17 protein-coding genes are annotated in these 21,173 nt (G+C 58.8%); 6 read left to right on the plus strand and 11 right to left on the minus strand.

Translation table 11 applies throughout. The features are described from left to right. Positions 1-21: 21 nt before the first annotated feature. The 10 genes from PMI27_RS11165 to PMI27_RS11120 form a co-directional block, all read right to left on the minus strand. A complete protein-coding gene (locus PMI27_RS11165) occupies positions 22-1,584 on the minus strand; it encodes a SpoVR family protein (protein WP_008147197.1) in 1,563 nt (520 codons plus the stop codon). After that, the gene (locus PMI27_RS11160) at positions 1,581-2,852 is read right to left on the minus strand and encodes a YeaH/YhbH family protein (RefSeq protein ID WP_008147198.1); all 1,272 of its coding nucleotides are present in this window, start codon (positions 2,850-2,852) and stop codon (positions 1,581-1,583) included. The genes PMI27_RS11165 and PMI27_RS11160 overlap by 4 nt, the downstream gene beginning before the upstream one ends. Positions 2,853-3,054: 202 nt before the next feature. Continuing rightward, a complete protein-coding gene (locus PMI27_RS11155; protein WP_008147199.1) occupies positions 3,055-4,977 on the minus strand; it encodes a PrkA family serine protein kinase in 1,923 nt (640 codons plus the stop codon). Between the two features lie 296 nt (positions 4,978-5,273). Further along, positions 5,274-5,603: a thiosulfate sulfurtransferase GlpE gene (gene glpE / locus PMI27_RS11150; RefSeq protein ID WP_008147200.1), complete on the minus strand. Its 330-nt coding sequence runs from the start codon at positions 5,601-5,603 to the stop codon at positions 5,274-5,276. Between the two features lie 33 nt (positions 5,604-5,636). Further along, the gene (locus tag PMI27_RS11145; RefSeq protein ID WP_008147201.1) at positions 5,637-6,518 is read right to left on the minus strand and encodes a symmetrical bis(5'-nucleosyl)-tetraphosphatase; all 882 of its coding nucleotides are present in this window, start codon (positions 6,516-6,518) and stop codon (positions 5,637-5,639) included. Continuing rightward, positions 6,518-6,898 (minus strand): Co2+/Mg2+ efflux protein ApaG, encoded by a 381-nt coding sequence (apaG, locus tag PMI27_RS11140; protein WP_008147202.1) that lies wholly within the window; start codon positions 6,896-6,898, stop codon positions 6,518-6,520. The genes PMI27_RS11145 and apaG overlap by 1 nt, the downstream gene beginning before the upstream one ends. Positions 6,899-7,019: 121 nt before the next feature. Further along, entirely contained in the window at positions 7,020-7,838 is an 819-nt protein-coding gene (gene rsmA / locus PMI27_RS11135; RefSeq protein WP_008147203.1) for a 16S rRNA (adenine(1518)-N(6)/adenine(1519)-N(6))-dimethyltransferase RsmA, read from the minus strand. Further along, on the minus strand, positions 7,835-8,824 hold the full coding sequence (pdxA, locus tag PMI27_RS11130) for a 4-hydroxythreonine-4-phosphate dehydrogenase PdxA (protein ID WP_008147204.1): 990 nt from the start codon (positions 8,822-8,824) through the stop codon (positions 7,835-7,837). Before pdxA ends, rsmA begins: the two co-directional genes overlap by 4 nt. Further along, complete coding sequence (surA, locus tag PMI27_RS11125; RefSeq protein ID WP_033053401.1) at positions 8,821-10,137, minus strand: peptidylprolyl isomerase SurA; 1,317 nt, start codon at positions 10,135-10,137, stop codon at positions 8,821-8,823. The genes pdxA and surA overlap by 4 nt, the downstream gene beginning before the upstream one ends. Then, positions 10,118-12,919, minus strand: a complete 2,802-nt coding sequence (locus tag PMI27_RS11120) for an LPS-assembly protein LptD (protein ID WP_008147206.1) — start codon at positions 12,917-12,919, stop codon at positions 10,118-10,120. The genes surA and PMI27_RS11120 overlap by 20 nt, the downstream gene beginning before the upstream one ends. 130 nt (positions 12,920-13,049) lie before the next feature. Between PMI27_RS11120 and PMI27_RS11115 the strand changes: the two genes are divergently transcribed. Genes PMI27_RS11115 through PMI27_RS11105 form a run of 3 tightly spaced genes read left to right on the plus strand, consistent with a single transcriptional unit; the run spans position 13,050 to position 15,506 of the window. Further along, a complete protein-coding gene (locus tag PMI27_RS11115; protein ID WP_008147207.1) occupies positions 13,050-14,069 on the plus strand; it encodes an aminoglycoside phosphotransferase family protein in 1,020 nt (339 codons plus the stop codon). Continuing rightward, a complete protein-coding gene (gene murU / locus PMI27_RS11110) occupies positions 14,066-14,737 on the plus strand; it encodes an N-acetylmuramate alpha-1-phosphate uridylyltransferase MurU (protein WP_008147208.1) in 672 nt (223 codons plus the stop codon). The genes PMI27_RS11115 and murU overlap by 4 nt, the downstream gene beginning before the upstream one ends. Before the next feature lies 1 nt (position 14,738). Continuing rightward, a complete protein-coding gene (locus PMI27_RS11105; RefSeq protein WP_008147209.1) occupies positions 14,739-15,506 on the plus strand; it encodes a TerB family tellurite resistance protein in 768 nt (255 codons plus the stop codon). A 100-nt stretch (positions 15,507-15,606) separates the two neighbouring features. On the opposite strand, the gene PMI27_RS11100 is transcribed toward PMI27_RS11105, so the two are convergent. After that, complete coding sequence (locus PMI27_RS11100; RefSeq protein WP_008147210.1) at positions 15,607-16,596, minus strand: alpha/beta hydrolase family protein; 990 nt, start codon at positions 16,594-16,596, stop codon at positions 15,607-15,609. A gap of 73 nt (positions 16,597-16,669) precedes the next feature. On the opposite strand from PMI27_RS11100, the gene PMI27_RS11095 reads away from it, so the two are divergent. From PMI27_RS11095 to PMI27_RS11085, 3 genes are all read left to right on the plus strand, one after another. After that, complete coding sequence (locus PMI27_RS11095) at positions 16,670-19,069, plus strand: PAS domain-containing sensor histidine kinase (RefSeq protein WP_008147211.1); 2,400 nt, start codon at positions 16,670-16,672, stop codon at positions 19,067-19,069. Beyond that, complete coding sequence (locus PMI27_RS11090) at positions 19,070-19,699, plus strand: response regulator (protein WP_008147212.1); 630 nt, start codon at positions 19,070-19,072, stop codon at positions 19,697-19,699. Between the two features lie 320 nt (positions 19,700-20,019). Next, the gene (locus tag PMI27_RS11085; protein ID WP_008147213.1) at positions 20,020-21,144 is read left to right on the plus strand and encodes an ABC transporter ATP-binding protein; all 1,125 of its coding nucleotides are present in this window, start codon (positions 20,020-20,022) and stop codon (positions 21,142-21,144) included. Positions 21,145-21,173 lie beyond the last annotated feature (29 nt).

Here is a 21,173-nt window from a genome sequence, read left to right on the forward strand (position 1 = left end):
CCTCCGGAGGCAGAAACAGGATCAAAGATGGATGACAGCCAGGTCCAGCCGGCCGTAATCCCCTTCGCTATGTTCACCTCTGGGCGGAACATGATGGGTTTTCATCACCTGGTCGCCTTGCAGGGTTTCCAGATGAATATCGAAGCCCCAGAGGCGGTGCAGGTGTTTGAGCACTTCCTCGGTGGACTCGCCCAGCGGTTTGCGGTCGTGTTGCTGGTGACGCAAGGTCAGCGAGCGGTCACCACGCCGGTCGATGCTGTAAATCTGCACGTTGGGTTCACGATTGCCGAGGTTGTACTGCGCCGCCAGGGTTTCACGGATGATGCGGTAGCCACCTTCGTCATGAATGGCCGGGACCAGCAGATCCTCCTTCTGGTCGTCATCAAGAATGCTGAACAATTTCAGGTCACGAATCACCTGGGGTGACAGGTATTGCAGGATGAAGCTTTCATCCTTGAAGCTGCTCATGGCGAACTTGATACTCGACAGCCAGTCGGTGCCGGCAATCTCAGGGAACCAGCGATAGTCCTCTTCGGTAGGGTGTTCACACATGCGGCGAATGTCCCGGTACATGGCAAAACCCAGGGTGTAGGGGTTGATGCCGTTGTAGTAGGGGCTGTCGAAGCCAGGTTGGTAGACCACGCTGGTGTGCGACGTCAAAAACTCCATCATGAAGCCGTCGGTCACCAGGCCTTCGTCATACAGGTCGTTCATCAGGGTGTAATGCCAGAACGTGGCCCACCCCTCGTTCATCACCTGAGTCTGACGTTGCGGGTAGAAATACTGAGCGATCTTGCGCACGATCCGCACGATTTCCCGCTGCCATGGCTCCAGCAGTGGTGCGTGTTTTTCGATGAAGTAGAGGATGTTTTCCTGAGGTTCGGCGGGGAAGCGCGCGTTGTCCTTGTCGCTGTACTTGTCCGCACCTTTTGGAATGGTCCGCCACAGATCGTTGATCTGTTTCTGCAAATGCTCTTCACGGTCCTTTTGCCGACGACGTTCTTCTTCGGCGGAAATCGGATATGGGCGTTTGTAGCGATCGACCCCATAGTTCATCAGGGCGTGGCAGGAATCCAGCAGGTCCTCGACCGCGTCGATACCGTGGCGCTCTTCGCACTGCATGATGTATTGCTTGGCGAAGACCAGGTAATCGATGATCGAACTGGCGTCAGTCCAGGTGCGGAACAGGTAGTTGCCTTTGAAAAAGCTGTTATGCCCGTAGCAGGCATGGGCGACGACCAAAGCCTGCATGCAGATGGTGTTTTCTTCCATCAAATAGGCGATGCATGGGTCCGAGTTGATCACGATTTCGTACGCCAGCCCCATCTGGCCACGACTGTAGGATTTCTCGGTGCTGAGGAAGTGTTTGCCGTAGGACCAATGGTGATAGCCCAGCGGCATGCCGACGGAGGCGTAGGCGTCCATCATCTGCTCGGCGGTGATCACTTCGATCTGGTTGGGGTAAGTATCGAGCGCGTAGCGAGCCGCCAGACGACTGATTTCTTTGTCGTAGGCCTGAATCAGCTCGAACGTCCATTCGGAGCCGGTGGAAATGGGTTGGCGCTTCTGCTCTTTGGCGGTCATGTCACTAACCTGCGCTGGAAGAGTTCACGGAAGACCGGATAGATATCCCCGGCCGAGACCAGTTGTTGTTGGGCAAAAGTGTCAGAGAAGGCTTCGGCGATGCGTTCGTACTCGAACCAAAGGGCCTGATGTTCGCGCGGGGTGATCTCAACGTAAGTGTAGTACTGCACGAACGGCATGATCTGGTTGATCAGAATGTCGCGGCAGATTGGTGAGTCGTCGTTCCAGTTGTCGCCGTCGGAGGCCTGGGCGGCATAGATATTCCACTCATTGCTCGGATAGCGTTCGGCCATGATCTCCTGCATCAGTTTCAAGGCGCTGGAAACGATGGTGCCGCCGGTTTCGCGAGAATAGAAAAACTCCTCTTCGTCCACTTCCCGGGCACTGGTGTGGTGGCGGATGAACACGACGTCGATCTTGTCGTAGTTACGCTTGAGGAACAGGTACAGCAGGATAAAGAAGCGCTTGGCGATGTCCTTGGTCGCTTGGGTCATGGAGCCGGACACGTCCATCAGGCAGAACATTACCGCCTTGGAACTGGGGTTGGGTTGCTTGATGAGCAGGTTGTACTTGAGGTCGAAGGTATCAAGGAACGGTACGCGATGAATGCGCGCACTGAGTTTTTCGATTTCTGCTTCGACTTTCTGAATATCGCCGAAATTGTCTGGCTCATCACGCTTGAGTCGCAGCAGTTCTTCCTTGGCTTCGCGTAATTTCGCCCGGCTGCTGCCAGACAGGGCGATTCGCCGTGCATGGGCCGAGCGCAGGGTGCGGATGATGTTGATCCGCGACGGATTGCCCTCGTTACTGATCCCGGCACGAACGGTCTTGAAGGTGTCGGTGCCGGTCAGGTTGCGCTTGACCAGGTTCGGTAGCTCAAGGTCCTCGAACATGAATTCGAGGAATTCCTCCTGGGTGATCTGGAAGACAAACTCGTCCATCCCTTCGCCCGAGTTGCCGGCCTTGCCGGGGCCTCTGCCACCGCCACCTCCGGGCGGGCGGGCAATGTGCTCGCCGCTGGTGAATTCCTTGTTGCCCGGGTGCACGACGGTCTGCTTGCCACCGCGACCGTGGTGAAGCACCGGCTCGTCAATGTCGCGACCGGGAATGCTGATCTGTTCGCCGTGTTCCATATCGGTAATGGAGCGCCGGCTGACCGCCTCTTCGACAGCCTTTTTGATGTGATCACGGTAACGCCGCAGAAACCGCTGACGGTTCACCGTGCTCTTGTTCTTGCCATTGAGACGTCGGTCGATCACATAGCTCATGACTGCTCCTTAGAAGCTGTCCTGAAAGGGGCGAGCGGTTATGCAGCATCGACGGTGCCAAGGGATGTTCACGCTCCCCCAAGCGCTTTTGGACGCTGATTGAACCTCGCTACCGACTTTCGAACACCTCCCAGAGGTCTGTGTAACAGAAAATGCGTACACAGGCCTCTGGCTGACGACAACCGGTCTGACCGGCAGCGGGTTATTGTGATTTTCTGACCCGCAGGTACCACTCGGACAGCAGTCGTACCTGTTTGTCGGTGTAGCCCCGCTCGACCATCCGTGTGACGAAGTCGTTGTGCTTCTGCTGGTCCTCTTTGCTGGCCTTGGCGTTGAAGCTGATGACTGGCAGGAGGTCCTCGGTGTTGGAGAACATTTTCTTCTCGATGACCACCCGCAGTTTTTCGTAGCTGAGCCAGGTCGGGTTCTTGCCGTTGTTATTGGCCCGGGCACGCAGTACGAAGTTGACGATTTCGTTGCGGAAATCCTTCGGATTGCTGATGCCGGCCGGTTTTTCGATTTTCTCCAGTTCTTCGTTCAGCGCTACGCGGTTGAGGATCTCGCCGGTTTCCGGGTCGCGGTATTCCTGGTCCTGGATCCAGAAGTCGGCGTACAGCACATAGCGATCGAAGATGTTCTGGCCATACTCGCTATAAGACTCGAGGTAGGCGGTCTGGATCTCCTTGCCGATGAATTCGATATAACGCGGTGCCAGGTACTCCTTGAGGAAGCGCAGATAGCGTTCGCGGGTTTCCGCCTGGAATTGTTCCTGTTCGATCTGTTGTTCCAGCACGTACAGCAAGTGCACCGGGTTGGCGGCGATTTCGTGTGGATCGAAGTTGAACACTTTCGACAGGATCTTGAACGCGAAGCGAGTCGACAGGCCGTTCATGCCTTCGTCGACACCCGCGTTGTCGCGGTACTCCTGGATCGACTTGGCCTTCGGATCGGTATCCTTGAGGTTTTCACCGTCATACACGCGCATCTTGGAGTAGATGTTGGAGTTCTCCGGCTCTTTCAGTCGCGAGAGTACGGTGAACTGGGCAAGCATCTTCAGGGTGTCAGGCGCGCAGTGAGCCTTGGCCAGTGAGCTGTTGAACAAGAGCTTGTCGTAGATCTTCACTTCGTCGCTGACCCGTAGGCAGTACGGCACTTTGACGATGTAGATCCGGTCGATGAAAGCTTCGTTGTTTTTGTTGTTGCGGAAGGTATGCCATTCAGATTCGTTGGAGTGGGCCAGCAGGATCCCGGTAAACGGAATGGCCCCCAGACCTTCGGTACTGTTGTAGTTGCCTTCCTGAGTGGCGGTCAGCAGTGGGTGCAGCACCTTGATCGGTGCCTTGAACATTTCGACGAATTCCATCAGGCCCTGGTTGGCCCGGCACAGTGCGCCCGAGTAGCTGTAGGCGTCGGCATCGTTCTGTGGGTATTCCTCGAGTTTGCGAATATCGACCTTGCCCACCAGCGCCGAGATGTCCTGGTTGTTTTCATCTCCCGGCTCGGTTTTGGCCACGGCGATCTGGTTGAGGATCGACGGATACAGCTTCACCACACGGAACTGGCTGATGTCGCCGCCGAATTCGGCGAGGCGTTTGGTCGCCCATGGCGACATGATGGTATTGAGGTAGCGCCGTGGAATGCCGAAGTCTTCCTCGAGAATCGCGCCATCTTCAGTGGCGTTGAACAGACCCAGAGGTGATTCGAATACCGGCGAGCCCTTGATCGCGTAGAAGGGCACTTTTTCGATCAGCTGTTTCAGCTTCTCGGCCAGGGATGATTTACCGCCACCCACAGGGCCGAGCAAATAGAGAATCTGTTTCTTCTCTTCCAGGCCCTGAGCGGCATGGCGGAAATACGACACGATCTGGTCAATGCATTCTTCCATCCCGTGGAAGTCTTCAAAGGCCGGATAGCGGCGGATTACCTTGTTGGAAAAGATTCGCGACAGCCTCGAGTTGGCCGAGGTGTCGAGGAGCTCCGGTTCACCGATGGCCAGTAACAGACGCTCGGCGGCGGAGGCGTAGGCGCTGCGGTCGCTTTTGCACAGTTCAAGATACTCTTGCAGCGAGAGTTCTTCCTGGCGTGTGGACTCGAAGCGTTGTTGGAAGTGGCTAAAGATACTCATGACGTCACCTCGCTCGATACGTGGAGCCGACGCCGGATCATTCAGTCGATGCTGGCAGCGACCGAATATGCAGTCGCTGTTTACCCCCCAGAACTCTTTCGAAGCTGACTACCCCGAAAGCTACTCCCGATGACCCGCGCGCCGGTGTACCGGCTCTCCCCTGTTTTGGATGGCCTGCGCTTAAGGATAGTTGGGAATTCGGGAGGTAAAGGCGAGATACGTAATTAGTTGTGGCAGACCGTTCGTCTGCCACCGCGCAAGCCCGCGGGGACCGGGGCTTGCGCGTTACAAAAATATTATTCGGAAGTGCCTTGCGCCGTTTCCGAAGGGTAAGTCGTACGCCACAGCTCAAAACCACCATCCATGCTGTAGACGTCGGAGAAGCCCTGACTAATGAGGTACGCAGCGGCGCTCTGACTGGAATTGCCGTGGTAGCAGACCACCACGGTTGGTGCGTCGAGGTCGGCAGCGCGGATGAAATCCGAGATGGAGTGGTTATCCAGATGCTTCGAGCCGGCGATGTGCAGTGCGGCAAAGGTCGCAGGGTCGCGAACATCGACCACCACCGCGCCTTGCTCGCGCAGGGCCTGGGCCTGTTCCGGGGGGATACGTTTGAATTCGCTCATGGCGGGCTCCTGTGGCTCGGCTGAAAGCGCAGTCTAGCGCGGGGCGCTTGCTGACGATGGTTCGGGGATAAGTGTGGCGACTGGCGGCAGGGCAAGGCCATGCTCGTCGCATTTGCAAGACAGGCGTTCACCGCTGTCGACATTCATGAGGGTCAGGGCGCCACCCCAGACACAACCGGTGTCGAGGGCCGAGATGCCCGGCTCATTGCATCGGCCTTCCAGAGCGGCCCAGTGGCCGAAGATGATCTTCAGGCCCTTGGTCTTGCGCTCTTTGTGCTGAAACCAGGGTTTGTAGCCCGGTGGCGCATTGTCGAGGCCTTCCTTGCTTTTGAGGTCAAGCTTGCCCTCGGCGGTACAAAACCGCATACGGGTGAAATAGTTGGTGATCACCCGCAGGCGTGTCACGCCTTTGAGATCGTTGTCCCATTTCGCCGGATCGTTGCCGTACATGCCATCGAGGTAGGGCGGCAACAGGTTGTCATCGCGTAATGCCGTCTCGACTTCGGCGGCATACTTCAAGGCTTTGCGCAGCGACCACTGGGGCGGAATGCCAGCATGTACCAGGGCGACATCGCGCTGTTCGTCGTAGTGCATGAGCTTTTGCTGACGCAGCCACTCCAGCAGTTCCGCGCAATCGGGCGCGGCGAGAATCTCGAGCAGGGTGTCGGACTTCTTCAAGCGTTCGATGTTTTTCCCGGCAGCCAGCAAGTGCAGGTCGTGGTTGCCGAGCACGCATACCAGCGATTCGCGGATGCTATAGAGGAAGCGCAAGGTGTCCAGGGACTGCGGGCCACGGTTGACCAGATCGCCGACCAGCCACAGACGATCCCGTGTCGGGTCGAAGGCGACTTGCTTGAGCAGGCATTGCAGTGCTTGAAGGCAGCCTTGCAGATCGCCGACGGCGTACGTTGCCATCAGTGCAGGGCTCCGGGCACCGCCAGGCGGAATGGGGCGATGATGGCGTCGAAGTGTTTGCCGTCGTCGGCAACCATTTCATAAGTGCCCTGCATCGTGCCGACCTTGGAGGTCATGACGGTGCCGCTGCTGTAGGTGTGGCTTTCGCCCACCTCGATCAACGGTTGCTGGCCAACAACGCCGGCTCCGCGAACCTCTTCGACATGCCCGTCACCGTCGGTGATCACCCAGTGCCGCGACAACAGTTTGGCCGGTAGCTCGCCATTGTTGTGCACGGTGATGGTATAGGCGAAGGCAAAGCGATTTTGCTCGGGTTGCGATTGTTCTGCCAGATAGCGGGTGACGACGCTGACGTCGACCTGGTAACGAGGATCGGACATGCAAGAGGCCTTAAACGAAGCGGAACGCGGGGCGTAGCTGATGGAGATCAGTCTAGGCCAAGTACCGGGTAGTAGACCAGACATGAAGGCTGGTGTCCTACCCGATAACGCTCATAGCCTGTCAGTCGGCGGCGGGCGTCTGTAGGACTTGTTCGCTGAGCTTGTCGGCCAGACGCACGAAGGCGGCCAGGTCGAGCTGTTCGGGACGCAGGCTGCCATCAACGCCGGCGGCTTCGATTTCAGCGTTGCTCAGCAGCAGCTTGAGGGTGTTGCGCAGGGTCTTGCGGCGCTGGTTAAAGGCTTCGCGTACGACACGCTCCAACAGCTTGTGATCCTTGGCGGGGTGCGGCAGCACCGCGTGAGGCACCAGGCGCACGATAGCCGAATCGACTTTGGGCGGCGGATTGAACGCACCCGGGCCAACGTTGAACAGATGTTCAACCCGGCAGTGATACTGAACCATGATCGACAAGCGACCCCAGTCACCACCACCAGGGCCTGCTGCCAGGCGCTCGACCACTTCCTTTTGCAGCATGAAATGCATGTCGCGAATCAGACTGGCGTTATGCAGCAGGTGAAAAATCAGCGGCGTAGAGATGTTGTACGGCAGATTGCCGACCACCCGCAGGCTGTTCGGCGCGGCGTTCAGGCTGGTGAAGTCGAACTTCAGCGCGTCACCCTGATGCAGGCTGAAATTGCTCTTGCTGGCAAATTGCTGGTTGAGGATCGGGATCAGATCCTTGTCCAGTTCCACCACGTCCAACTGGGCGCCGCTGTTGAGCAGGCCTTGAGTCAGTGCGCCCTGGCCAGGGCCGATTTCCAGCAGGCGGTCTTCGGGCTTGGCGCGGATGGCGCGCAGGATGCGGTCGATAACGCCGGCATCGTGCAGGAAGTTCTGGCCAAAGCGTTTGCGCGCCTTGTGTTGGTAATGCTCGGTCATAAACGGGTCTCGGCCATCTGGTAGGCGGTTTCCAGGGCGACTTGCAGGCTGCCGGTATCGATTTTGCCGCTGCCGGCCAGGTCCAGGGCAGTGCCGTGGTCGACCGATGTGCGGATGATCGGCAAGCCGAGGGTCACGTTGACTGCCGCGCCGAAGCCTTTGTACTTCAGCACAGGCAAGCCCTGGTCGTGGTACATCGCCAGCACTGCATCGCAGTGCTCCAGATACTTGGGGGTAAACAGAGTGTCGGCGGGCAGGGGGCCACGAAGGTCCATTCCTTCGCCGCGCAGGCGCTCTAATGTAGGTTCGATAATGTCGATTTCTTCATGGCCCAGGTGTCCGCCTTCGCCGGCATGGGGGTTGAGCCCACACACGAGGATGCGTGGCTGGGCAATGCCGAATTTTTCTTGTAGATCGGCGTGCAGAATTCGCGTGACCCGTTCCAGACGCTCCGGCGTGATCGCATCGGCAATCTCGCGAAGAGGCAGGTGAGTGGTGACCAGTGCCACGCGCAATCCGCGAGTAGCGAGCATCATCACCACTTGTGCGGTATGGGTCAGGTCGGCGAGAAATTCTGTGTGCCCGGAAAAGGCGATCCCGGATTCATTGATCACGCCCTTGTGCACAGGGGCTGTGATCATGCCGGCAAAATGCCCGTCCAGACAGCCTTGGCCAGCTCGAGTCAGGGTTTCGAGAACGAAAGCCGCGTTGGCCTTGTCCAGTTGCCCGGCAGTGACCTTGGCGTTGAGCGGTGTATCCCAGACATACAGGCTGTTCGCTGGCGCGGGTACATCCGGCCAGTTGTCCGGGGTTACCGGCAGCAAATCGACAACCACACCCAGCTGCACGGCCCGCTCAAGGAGCAGGTCGAGGCTGGTAATGGCAATCAGGGGATGTGGCTGGGCTTGCGAGGCGAGCAGCAGGCACAGGTCGGGACCTATGCCGGCCGGTTCGCCGGGTGTCAGCGCGAAACGTTTGGGTTTCACTGCGCTGCCTGGTCTGCACCAGGGAGTTTGATCTCTACGTACGCTTCGTCACGGATCTGACGCAGCCAGGTTTGCAGCTCTTCGTCATATTTGCGGTTACGCAATACGGTCATTGCTTGCTGCTCGCGGGCCTGGGTGGTGCTGTCAGTGGCGCGACGGCCAAGGACTTCCAGAACGTGCCAGCCATATTGGGTCTGGAACGGCTTGGACAGCTGACCTTGTGGGGTCTTGGCCATCACTTCGCGGAACTCGGGAACCAGTGCATTCGGGTCGATCCAGTTCAGGTCGCCACCGTTGAGGGCGGAACCCGGATCTTCCGAGAAGCTTTTCGCCAGTTCGCCGAAATCTTCGCCCGCTTCGATTCGGGTGTAGAGGGACTGAGCCAGGGCTTTGGTTTTTGCTTCGTCGCGGATCGGACTCGGTTTGACCAGGATATGACGCACGTGCACTTCATCGCGTGTCTGGGTCTCACCGCCACGCTTGTCGAGGATCTTCAGGATGATGAAGCCGCCCGGTGTGCGCATTGGCTGGGTAATGTCGCCGACAGCCATGGTGCTCAGCATGCGATCGAAAGGAGGTGGCAGTTGACCGGCTTTACGCCAGCCCATGTCGCCACCTTCCAGTGCGGTTTCGCTGGCGGATTTGGCGATTGCCAACTGACCGAAGTCAGCGCCTTGCTTGAGCTGCTGGTAAACCGCGTCGGCCTGTTTGGCTGCATTCTGAATCGCGTCGGAGTTGGCGCTTTCCGGCGTAGGAATCAGGATGTTGGCCAGGCGGAATTCTTCGGACAGCTGCATTTTGCCAAGGTCGGAAGCGAGGAAGTTCTTCACTTCTTGTTCGGAAACCTGGATGCGCTCGGCCACACGACGCTGACGCACGCGGCTGATGACCATCTCGCGGCGAATCTGGTCACGGGCGTCGTCGTAAGACAGACCGTCGCGAGTCAGGGCAGCGCGGAATTGATCCACGGACATGTTGTTGCGCTGGGCAATAGTGCCGACAGCCTGGTTCAGTTCTTCATCGGTAATGCGGATACCGGAACGCTCGCCGATCTGCAATTGCAGGTTTTCGACGATCAGACGTTCAAGTACCTGCTGATCCAGCACGTTGGCCGGCGGTACGGCAGCACCGCGCTTGGCGATGGTTTGCTGAACTTCATGAACGCGTTGGTCCAGTTGGCTCTGCATGACCACGTCGTTATCGACAATGGCCACCACTTTATCGATGGACTGCACCGCGGCGTTCGCCGCGGTACCCAGGAACAACGCGCCCAGCATCAGCGGGCGCAGACAATCAGAAAGCTTGGTCTTCACGTTCACGATAACCTTGGATGCCTTTGTCGAGGAAGCTCTCTACTTTGGCGCCGGTGAGGCCGCCGAGTCCCTTCAGAACAATTTGTAGGAAGATGCCGTGGTCGCCTTTTTCGTTTTCCGGGGCGTTCTGACTGAACTCGTCATACGAAACCCAGTAACGGTTGATCAGGCGCAGTTTCCAGCAGCAGTTGTCGTACTCGAAACCACCGAAAGCTTCCAGGGTACGGTTACGGTTGTAGTCATACTGCCAGCGGCTGATGGCGTTCCATTGCGGCACGATCGGCCAGATCACCGAGAAATCGTGCTGCTCAATCTTGTAGTAGTCCTTCACGTAGCCAGGTTGGCCCGGGGTGCCGTAGTCACCACCGCCCACTTGCCATTTACCGGTGTTCTGGTCGTAACGGACCTGGTCATTACGATAGCGATAGCCGGCGTTGATGACCTTGTTCGGATTGTCTTCAGGCTGGTAGTGGAACATCGCGCTGCCCGAGCGAGGGCTGCGACTGTCCGGGTCCCAGTTGTAGTCGGCCGTGGTGCGCCAATCGCGGTTCCAGCGATATTCGTATTCCAGGGCATAAGGCGAAACGTTGGCGTGTGCGTCGTCGCGGGTTTTCGCGTCGATACCTGGCAACTGGACTTCGCGGTCCTTGAAGTACAAGGCCTGGCCAACACTGATACGTTGACGTTCGAAACCGTTTTCTTCGATCCAGCGGTTGGTCACGCCCAGCGACAGTTTGTTCTCGTCACCGACGCGGTCGGAGCCGGAGAAGCGGTTGTCACGGAACAGCGACGCGTAGTTGAAGGTGTATTCGCTGGTGTCAAATACCGGAATGTCTTCCTGATCCGTTTCAGGGACGTACAGGTAGAACAGGCGCGGTTCGAGGGTCTGGCGATAATTCTTGCCGAACCATTGGGTGTTGCGATCGAAGTACAGGCCGCTGTCGATGCTTGCAATCGGTACGCCACGGTTCTGGCTGCTGCTGAAGGTGCCGTTGAGCTTGTCCTGTTCAGCGCTCTGCGAGGCGATATCATTTTTACCCTTGCCGTCCAGATCCAGTTGGTACTGGGTGTACTGGTACTTGAGCGATGGCTTCAGGAAGCCATAAGTCCAGTCCATCGGCAGGCTGACACCTGGCTTGAGATTCAATCGGTCGCCGTTGGCACGTGCCAAACCTTGAACGTTGTTATCAAGGCGCGGTTCAACGGTGCCATCTTCGTTTACAAAATTACCGTTCTTCAAGTCACGGTCAAATCGAACGACTTCTGTCTCGTAGTCGAAGTTCAGGCCACTCGGGTGAGTCGGCAACTGACCATTGAAAGTGATCTGTGGCAAGCGGTCGTACGGCGTAATGTCGGAAACCGTCGCGAGCTGATAAGCCTGTGCATTCAAGCGAGCGGTGTAGCTGTCTCCACGATAGGTGACAGAACCCTGCTGGTTCACGAAGTCAGAGCTTTTCACACCGATCTGGTCAGTCTGCAGATCCTGGAAGTAATACGGATCGCTGAGCTTGGTGTAATCGACTTGTGTCAGAACGCGCGAGTCGAGACCGCCCTTGTGCTGCCAGTTATACATGTAGCGATTTTTCTGGTAATCGGTCTGACCACTGCGATCGGTGTCTTCGTCGTTGAGGTACGCGGCGCCGAACTGACCTTCGCTGGACGGAGTCAGGTAACGGAATTCGCCTTCCATCAACAGCCCGTGTTTGCTCATGTAGCGCGGGTACAACGTGGCATCGTAGTTTGGTGCCAGGTTGAAGTAATACGGTGTGACCAGCATGAAGCCGGTATCGCTGCCGGTGCCGATGGTCGGCGGCAGGAAGCCGGACTGGCGACGGTCATCGATAGGGAAATAGATGTACGGCGTGTACAGAACCGGAATGTCCTTGACCCGCAGCGTCACGTTGGTCGCGGTACCGAAACCGGTGGCCGGGTTCAAGGTGATGTTGTTGCCCTTGAGCTGCCAGGCGTTGCTGTCCGGTTCGCACGTGGTGTACGTACCATCCTTGAGGCGGATGATCGCGTTCTCGGCACGTTTGGCGTACAGCGCGTTACCGCGGATACGGGATTTATGCATCACGTATTCGGCGTTGTCGACCTTGGCTTCACCGGTGTCGAGCTGCACATCGGCGTGGTCGCCCACGATCAGTGCGCCGTTGTCGCGAATACGGACGTTGCCGCTCAGTTCGCCACGGCTCTCGGCCTGGTACAGGTTCGCTTCGTCGGCTTCGACCTGCATGCTGCCCTGGCGCATGACCACGTCGCCCGCGAGGGTCGCGACCTGCTCGTCCTGCTTGTAACGAGAGGCTTTGGCGCCGAGAAAGGTCGGAGCGTCACTTTTATTCGTCTTGTCATTCATGCCAGGACGAATCGGTTCGATATAGGAACCAGAGCAGTAAGGACCTGTTTCAGCCAATTGCGCTGCAGTGAGCTTCTCGCGCGGAACCCAGTCGAGGTGACTGTAGTCTTCGCTACGCGACTTCAGGCCACGGCCCTTGGATTCGGTCACCAGCACAGGCTTTGCGCCGGTGTCTTGACTTAAACCGCTGTCAGCCGGAGTCTCGCCGCTCGTGCTTGCCGCCGCACTGCCGTCATGGACGGGGCGAGGTGGCAGCGCAGCTGCTGGAGATTTTGGCGCACAGTTCCAGGCACCCGAAGCAGAGACTGAGCAGTCATACTGTTCCGCGGCGACCACGAACGAAGTGGCTAGAGGTTGCAGGGCCAGCAGACTGCCGGTAACCAACAACGGAAATTTTTTACGAAACGCGGGGGATTTCAATGCCATCTTATTAGTCCGGGCTTCCTGCGTGCCATCTGCCCGCGGTGTGGGCCGCACGCCTCTCGATGGTCTGAAAAAGATGCTGGATAATAAAGCATGACCCGCTTGACGGCTAGCGCCGTCGGAGACCCTTGCAATGCCTGACCAAGATGTACGTTTGCAACACCTGAAAGTTTGGCTCAATGAGCAATTGGCCGTCCTCTTTGCAGAGCAGTATTGGGGTGTCGTACCCCCGGCCACGTTGACCGCGGCCAGTAGCGATGCGAGTTTTCGACGTTATTTTCGCTGGGAAGGCGAGGGCAGAAGCTTTGTCGTGATGGACGCGCCACCGCCCCAGGAAAACTGTAAACCTTTCGTGGATATCGCTTTTTTGCTGGCGAAATCCGGAATAAATGTTCCGAAAATTTATGCTGAAGACCTCGAACGTGGTTTTCTTTTGCTCAATGACCTGGGCAACAAGACTTACCTTGACGTGATCGACAGCGAAAATGCCGACGATTTGTTCGAGGATGCCCTGCAAGCACTGCTGGCTTTTCAGCAGTTGCCGATGGTTGCACCACTGCCAAGTTATGACGTAGCGCTGCTGCGCCGTGAGCTGGAGTTGTTCCCTGAGTGGTACGTGAAGCGCGAGTTGGGCACCGAGTTCGACTCGGCGCAGCAAATGCTCTGGCAGAACGTGACTGAGCTATTGATCGACAGCGCACTGGCCCAGCCTAAAGTGCTGGTGCACCGCGATTACATGCCACGCAACCTGATGCTCAGCGAGCCAAATCCCGGCGTACTGGATTTCCAGGACGCAGTCTATGGTCCCGTGACCTACGACGTGACCTGCCTGTTCAAGGATGCGTTCCTCAGTTGGCCCGAGGAGCGTGTGCGCGGCTGGCTGGAGGCTTACTGGCAGCAAGCGGGCGATCTCGGAATCCCGGTTCAGCCCGACTTCGAAGATTTCCTGCGTGCCAGTGACCTGATGGGCGTGCAGCGACACCTGAAAGTGATCGGCATCTTTGCCCGCATCTGCCACCGTGACGGCAAGCCACGCTATCTTGGTGATGTACCGCGCTTCTTTGCTTATATAGACGCCGTGATCGCCCGCCGTCCTGAACTGGCCGAGCTGGATGTGTTGCTGCTGAGTCTGCGTGCTGGAGTGAATGCATGAAGGCAATGATTCTGGCGGCAGGGAAAGGCGAGCGCATGCGCCCGCTGACCCTGACAACGCCGAAACCGCTGGTTCGCGCGGGCGGTATACCGTTGATCGAGTATCACTTGAAAGCCTTGGCGGTGGCGGGGTTTACCGAGGTGGTGATCAACCATGCCTGGCTCGGCCAGTTGATCGAAAACTACCTGGGTGATGGCTCGCAATACGGCGTACGTATTCAGTACTCGCCGGAAGGTGAGCCACTGGAAACCGGAGGCGGGATTTTCCGCGCGCTGCCGTTGCTGGGTGACGAGGCCTTTATGGTGGTCAACGGTGACATCTGGACCGATTACGACTTCAGCGTATTGCACCACCCCATCACCGGGCTGGCGCATTTGGTGTTGGCGGACAACCCTGCCCATCATCCGACCGGCGATTTCAGTCTGATCGACGGGCAAGTACGCGACGGTCAACCGGACACTGCAACCCTGACCTACAGCGGCATCGCGGTCCTGCATCCGCAGCTGTTCGACGGTTGCTCCGCCGGTGCCTTCAAGCTTGCACCGCTGCTGCGCAAGGCCATGGCCGATGGACAAGTCACCGGCGAGCACTTGAGTGGACATTGGGTGGATGTTGGCACTCATGAACGTCTGGCTGAAGTCGAAACCCTGTTAGAAGCGAGACGCTGAGATGTTGTGGCCAGGGACTCTGATTGGAGCCGGAGCGGGCTTTTACATCGCCAGCATTCCGGGGGCCATGCTTGGCGCCTTGTTGGGGCAGGTGCTGGATCGGCACTTGCACATACATAGCTGGGCGCACTTGCGAGAAAAGCTCGGTGGCCGCTCGGTGCTGCGCAACGATGAACTGCTGTTTGTGTTGTTGGGACGGCTGGCCAAGAGCGATGGACGGGTGGTGGAGGGCCATATCCAGCAGGCCCGTCAGGAAATGCGTTCTCTGGACATGACCGAGTCGGCCCAGCGCCGGGCCATTGCCGCGTTCAATCGCGGCAAGTCGGGAAATGACCGGTTGCGCGGTTATTTGCGCCGCTTGAGCGCTCAGCCTCATGCGGCCGAAGGCGTCTTGCGCGCCTGTTGGCGGATGGTCTGGGCGGATGGCCGCGCCGGCAGTGCTGAACGAGAGCTGATCAGGCAGTGGGGTAAATGGCTGGGCTGGACGTCACGACAGGTGCAGGCGCTGTCGGCCGATTACGAGCAGCACAAATTTGCACAGGCCAGCACCGTGCTGACCTATCAAGATGCCCTGCGGCTTTTGGGCGTTTCGGCGACCACCGAGCCGGCGCAGATCAAGCGTGCTTATCGACGTCTGCTGAGTCGCCATCACCCGGACAAGATCGCCGGCAGCGGTGCGACGGCGCTGCAGGTGCGCGAAGCCACTGACAAGACTCGCGAACTGCATAGCGCCTACACATTGATTCGCGAGCGGCGGGATTTTCGTTAGCGGCCCGGAAGATCAAAAGATCGCAGCCTGCGGCAGCTCCTACACTGGGTTATGCGTACACCTGTAGGAGCTGCCGCAGGCTGCGATCTTTTGCTTATGTTTAATTCGCATTCTGTGGATTTAACCAGCCACGCACCCGACGGAACAGCTGCTCTTGCTCAGCCTTGGAATTACCCGGCAAAGCCTTGAGCGAAACCTGACTGAACCCCGAAGTCTTCAAACGTTTGCTGGCTTGCAAGCGCTCCAGCGCCAGGTTGCGATCCAGCGGCTTGTCCATATAGAAGATGTCTGCAGTGGGCAGCTTCAGGGTCGGTGTCAGCTCGGCCAGCTCTGGTTTGGCTTTCACCGGCATTTGAGCGGCGACCATCACAAACTTCTCCACTTGCGAGGGCTGCTTCTCGCTCAGGTAGCGCGCGGCCCAGTAAGCGCCAGTGCCATGCCCCAGCACGACAATGCGGCGAGCGCTTTGCTGTTCGGCGTAGGCAATAGCGGCGTCGATGCGGGCGAAGATTCGTTCGGCGTCGGCTTTGGCCTGTTCCTCGGTGGTTTCGGCGATCGCCTTGTCCGCCACCTCCGCTTCACCGCCTGCCGCTTGTTCGATGGGCGCAGCAGTGGTCGAGTCTTTGCTGGCGGTGTCAGCGGCTTTTGGTGTGGGTGCGACTTCTACGATACGCGGCGCAATGGCATCGCTTTGCAGGTCCGGCAAGGTGATACTCAGGCTGCTCCAGTCGGCGTCCGGCAATTTACGTCGCAATGGACCGATTGCTTGCGGCCAGTCAACGGTTTCGCCGGCGCCCGGGATGATAATCACCGCGCCTTTGGGCTCGGCGGTATTGGCCGGTTTCCACAAGGCCAGAAACGTGTCGCTGCCCGCTTGCAGTTGCTGCTGTTCCTGAGCAGGGATCTGTCGCTCAAGTGCAGACGCTTCTTCCTGACTACGCTCAAGCAGCGGCTGGCGCTCGACCGGTTTTTCTTCGGCGGGTGTTTCCGTAGTGGCAGGTGCCGGGTCGGCAGCCTCGACGGAAAAGGCACAAGGCAGGATCAGCGACAGGCACAATGCTGGCAGTGCCAGGCGGTAGACAGGGGGCATCGGATATTCCAGGCCAGAAGTTATTCCGGCAGCCTAATGGGTTGGTCAGTATTTGTCAGTGTGTGAGATTTCGATGATGCGTTTTCGCTGCCTGTGGGTTATCGGCTGTTTGTGGTTTCCCTTGATGGGCTGGGCGGCTCCCGCGCCACCGGTGCACGTCGCGCAATTGTCCGCGGGCCAGCAGCAATGGCTGGCGCAGCATGGCGAATTGCGCGTGGGAGTGGTGTTGCAGGTGCCTTACGCCCAATACGATCGCCGCTTGCAGCGTTTGTCCGGGGTCAATGTCGAGCTGATGAAGTGGCTGGCCAAGGCGCTCAAAGTCGAGCTGAGCTGGCGCAACTTCCCAGACCTGGAGCAACTGGAAGCCGCCGCGCGCGAGGGTGAAATCGACATCGCTCCGGGGCTGACCCAAACCCCCGGTGGCCTGCGGCTCTGGCAGTTTTCCGACCCGTATATGCGGGTACCGCAACTGGTGGTCAGCGACCAGAAAAGCACTGGCGTGGTCGAGCTGGAAAAACTCGACAGCCAGACCCGCGTCGCCGTGCGCATGCCCGGCGCCACCGCCGATTACCTGCGTAGCAATTACCCGCACCTGAATCTTCAAGGCGTACCGATCGAACGCCAGGCACTGCAACTGTTATTGAGTCAGCAGGCCAGTTACGCCGTGGTCGACGAAGCGCAGCTGGGGCGTTTGTCTGCCGAACCTGAGTTCGCCGGGCTGGTGGTGGTCGGTGATATCGGCTTGCCGCAACTGTTGCGGGTGGCCACGCGCCGGGATTGGCCAGAACTGGCCGGCATCGTTGAAAGCGCGCTGCGGGCGATCCCGGCCAAGGACCTGGAGCAACTGCACAACCAATGGCTGCAACCCAAATACCCGCGCCTGACCGAATCCCCGGGGTTCTGGCAAAACCTCTGCCTGTTGTTGGCGGTGCTGATGCTGAGCAGCATGGCTATCGTGTTCTGGCAGCGTCGGCAGCAGCACAGTCTTGAGCATCGTCTGCTGGCAGCGCGCGAAGACATTGCCCTGCGTGCCGCCAGCGAAGAAGCCTTGCGCCTCACTCAGTTTTCCATCGATCAGAGCACTGTCGGCATCCTTTGGGTCAACTGGGACAGCCATGTGCGCTACGCCAATCGCGCGGCCGAAACCATGCTGGGTTATCCGGCGGGCGGGATCATTGATCGGCCGCTGATCGACTTCGAGCCCGGCTTGCACATGGACCGCTGGCTGAACCTGTGGAAACGCGCCCGGGCCAGTGAGGACGGAGCGCAAAGTTTCGAAACCAACTGCATACGGGCGGATGGCAGCAACCTGCCGGTGGACGTTTCGCTGAGCTTTTTGCGGTTTCGCGACAGCGAATACCTGGTGGTTTACCTCAATGACGTCACCGAGCGCCGTCGTGCATTGGCTGCGTTGCAGGAAAGCGAGGCGCGTCTGCAAGGGATCGCTGCCAACGTTCCAGGATTGGTCTTTCGTCTGGAGCGGGCACCGGTGACGGGGCAGATCGACTTTGCCTACATCAGTGAAGGCAGCGAGAGCCTGGTCGGTTACTCGCCGGCAACCCTGGCCCATCGCGACAAAGGCCTGCGCAGCCTGGTGCACCCGGACGACAAGGCCAGTTATCACCAAACCCAGGACCATGCGCTGGACACCGACAGTGACTGGTCGTGGCAGGGACGGATTCTCACCCGATCCGGCGAACAGCGCTGGGCCGAGATCAAGGCCATCACCCGCCGACTCGAAGACGGCGCCTATGTCTGGGACGGGATCGTCTGGGACATCAGCGAGAGCAAGCGCATCGAACTGGAACTGGCCAGTTCTCGCGAGCAGTTGCGCGAGTTGTCCGCGCACCTGGAGAGTGTGCGGGAAGAGGAAAAAGCCCGCATCGCCCGGGAAGTACACGACGAACTGGGGCAGATGTTGACCGTGCTCAAACTGGAAACCTCCATGTGCGAACTGGCTTACGCGCAGCTCGACCCCGGTCTGAACGAACGCTTGAACAGTATGAAGCGCTTGATCGCTCAGCTGTTCCAACTGGTTCGCGATGTAGCCACTGCACTGCGGCCGCCGATTCTCGACGCCGGGATCGCCTCGGCCATCGAGTGGCAGGCTCGCCGATTCGAGGCGCGCACGCAGATTCCGTGTCTGGTGCAGGTGCCGGAGAACCTGCCGGTACTCAGTGATGCCAAGGCGATTGGCCTGTTCCGGATCCTTCAGGAAGCGCTGACCAATGTCATGCGCCATGCCCAGGCGCATACTGTCGAACTGACATTGGCGCTGGAAGGCGACGAGTTGTGTCTGACCGTCAGCGATGATGGCGTAGGATTTGTCCCCGCCACCGGTAGGTCAACCTCCTTCGGGGTGGTCGGCATGCGCGAGCGAGTGTTGATCATGGGCGGGCAGTTGTCGCTTGAGAGTGAACCGGGTGAAGGCACGACCCTGAGCGTGCGAGTGCCGCTGGATGAGGAGAAGTAAGTGATCCGTGTACTGGTAGCCGAAGACCACACCATCGTCCGCGAAGGCATCAAGCAATTGATCGGCCTGGCCAAGGATTTGCTGGTGGTAGGGGAGGCGAGCAATGGCGAGCAGTTGCTCGAGACGTTGCGCCATGTTCCCTGTGAAGTGGTCTTGCTGGACATCTCCATGCCTGGGGTTAACGGCTTGGAGGCGATTCCGCGGATTCGTGCGCTAAACAATCCGCCAGCGATTCTGGTGTTGTCGATGCACGACGAAGCGCAAATGGCCGCCCGTGCGTTGAAGATCGGCGCTGCGGGCTATGCGACCAAGGACAGCGATCCGGCACTGCTGCTGACGGCGATCCGCAAGGTCGCGGCGGGCGGGCGCTACATCGACCCGGACCTGGCCGACCGCATGGTCTTCGAAGTCGGCCTGACCGATTCGCGGCCGTTGCACTCGTTGTTGTCCGAGCGCGAATTCTCGGTGTTCGAACGCCTGGCCCAGGGCGCCAACGTCAATGACATCGCCCAGCAACTGGCCTTGAGCAGCAAAACCATCAGCACCCACAAGGCGCGGCTGATGCAGAAACTCAACATCACCTCCCTGGCTGAACTTGTGAAGTACGCCATGGAGCACAAACTCCTCTAAAGGCACCGTTTCCCCGTAGGAGCACAGCTTGCTGGCGATGGCGTCCTTGAAATCGCCATCGCCAGCAAGCTGTGCTCCTACAGGGATGAAACGTCGCCATGTCCATTTGCGACATGCCCGGCAACCCGCTTTTGCCCGTTCTTGCGGCTTGCAGCGTCAAGATTGCCGCTGCCCCTATCCATCCCCGCCATCCTTGTAGGGCAATCCCTACCCCCAACCTTCCATCCTGCTGAGGCCATTCTCTCCTGCGCCCCGATTTGCGTGGCCGGCAGCGTCCACTAGGCTTAGTCCACAGCAGTCATCACAACAAAGGTGTGGGTATGAGCCAGGTCGATTCAAACGCAGGGGCCAGCGATATTCTGGTCAGCTTTCGTGGAGTGCAAAAAAGCTACGACGGCGAGAACCTGATCGTCAAAGACCTCAACCTGGAGATTCGCAAAGGCGAATTCCTCACCTTGCTCGGGCCGTCCGGCTCCGGCAAGACCACCAGCCTGATGATGCTCGCCGGTTTCGAAACACCGACCGCAGGCGAAATCCAGCTGGCCGGGCGTTCCATCAACAACGTGCCGCCGCACAAACGCGACATCGGCATGGTGTTCCAGAACTACGCGTTGTTCCCGCACATGACCGTTGCCGAGAACCTGGCGTTCCCGTTGACCGTGCGCGGCTTGAACAAGAGCGACGTTAGCGACAAGGTCAAAAAAGTCCTGAGCATGGTTCAGCTCGACACCTTCGCCCAGCGTTATCCGGCGCAACTGTCCGGCGGTCAGCAACAGCGTGTGGCTTTGGCCCGTGCCTTGGTGTTCGAACCGCAACTGGTGCTGATGGACGAACCCCTCGGCGCACTGGACAAACAACTGCGTGAACACATGCAGATGGAAATCAAGCACCTGCACCAGCGCCTCGGCGTGACCGTGGTCTACGTGACCCACGACCAGGGCGAAGCCCTGACCATGTCCGATCGCGTGGCTGTCTTCCACCAGGGCGAAATCCAGCAGATCGCTCCGCCGCGCACCCTCTACGAAGAGCCGAAAAACACCTTCGTCGCCAACTTCATTGGTGAGAACAATCGCCTCAACGGCCGCTTGCACAGCCACACCGGCGACCGCTGCGTGGTTGAGTTGGGACGCGGTGAAAAGGTTGAAGCCCTGGCGGTCAACGTTGGCAAGACCGGCGAGCCGGTCACGCTGTCGATTCGCCCCGAGCGCATAAGCCTCAACGGCGCAAGCGATCAGTGCGTCAACCGCTTCTCAGGGCGGGTGGAGGAATTCATCTATCTGGGCGACCACGTCCGGGTTCGCCTGGAAGTCTGCGGCAAGACCGATTTCTTTGTGAAACAACCGATTGCCGAGCTCGATCCCGCGCTGGCCGTCGGCGACGTGGTACCGCTTGGCTGGCAGGTCGAACACGTTCGCGCGCTCGACCCACTTCTAGAGGCGCATTGATCGCCCCCCTGCTTCAACAACACCAACCC

The organism is Pseudomonas sp. GM41(2012) (assembly GCF_000282315.2).
In the GTDB taxonomy this organism is placed as follows: Bacteria; Pseudomonadota; Gammaproteobacteria; order Pseudomonadales; family Pseudomonadaceae; genus Aquipseudomonas.

What these genes read in the sequence shown, in the direction of transcription:
- PMI27_RS11165 (WP_008147197.1), bottom strand. Translation starts at nt 1,584, where the DNA reads ATGACCGCCAAAGAGCAGAAGCGCCAACCCATTTCCACCGGCTCCGAA.
- PMI27_RS11160 (WP_008147198.1), bottom strand. Translation starts at nt 2,852, where the DNA reads ATGAGCTATGTGATCGACCGACGTCTCAATGGCAAGAACAAGAGCACG.
- PMI27_RS11155 (WP_008147199.1), bottom strand. Translation starts at nt 4,977, where the DNA reads ATGAGTATCTTTAGCCACTTCCAACAACGCTTCGAGTCCACACGCCAG.
- glpE (WP_008147200.1), bottom strand. Translation starts at nt 5,603, where the DNA reads ATGAGCGAATTCAAACGTATCCCCCCGGAACAGGCCCAGGCCCTGCGC.
- PMI27_RS11145 (WP_008147201.1), bottom strand. Translation starts at nt 6,518, where the DNA reads ATGGCAACGTACGCCGTCGGCGATCTGCAAGGCTGCCTTCAAGCACTG.
- apaG (WP_008147202.1), bottom strand. Translation starts at nt 6,898, where the DNA reads ATGTCCGATCCTCGTTACCAGGTCGACGTCAGCGTCGTCACCCGCTAT.
- rsmA (WP_008147203.1), bottom strand. Translation starts at nt 7,838, where the DNA reads ATGACCGAGCATTACCAACACAAGGCGCGCAAACGCTTTGGCCAGAAC.
- PMI27_RS11120 (WP_008147206.1), bottom strand. Translation starts at nt 12,919, where the DNA reads ATGGCATTGAAATCCCCCGCGTTTCGTAAAAAATTTCCGTTGTTGGTT.
- PMI27_RS11115 (WP_008147207.1), top strand. Translation starts at nt 13,050, where the DNA reads ATGCCTGACCAAGATGTACGTTTGCAACACCTGAAAGTTTGGCTCAAT.
- murU (WP_008147208.1), top strand. Translation starts at nt 14,066, where the DNA reads ATGAAGGCAATGATTCTGGCGGCAGGGAAAGGCGAGCGCATGCGCCCG.
- PMI27_RS11105 (WP_008147209.1), top strand. Translation starts at nt 14,739, where the DNA reads ATGTTGTGGCCAGGGACTCTGATTGGAGCCGGAGCGGGCTTTTACATC.
- PMI27_RS11100 (WP_008147210.1), bottom strand. Translation starts at nt 16,596, where the DNA reads ATGCCCCCTGTCTACCGCCTGGCACTGCCAGCATTGTGCCTGTCGCTG.
- PMI27_RS11095 (WP_008147211.1), top strand. Translation starts at nt 16,670, where the DNA reads ATGATGCGTTTTCGCTGCCTGTGGGTTATCGGCTGTTTGTGGTTTCCC.
- PMI27_RS11085 (WP_008147213.1), top strand. Translation starts at nt 20,020, where the DNA reads ATGAGCCAGGTCGATTCAAACGCAGGGGCCAGCGATATTCTGGTCAGC.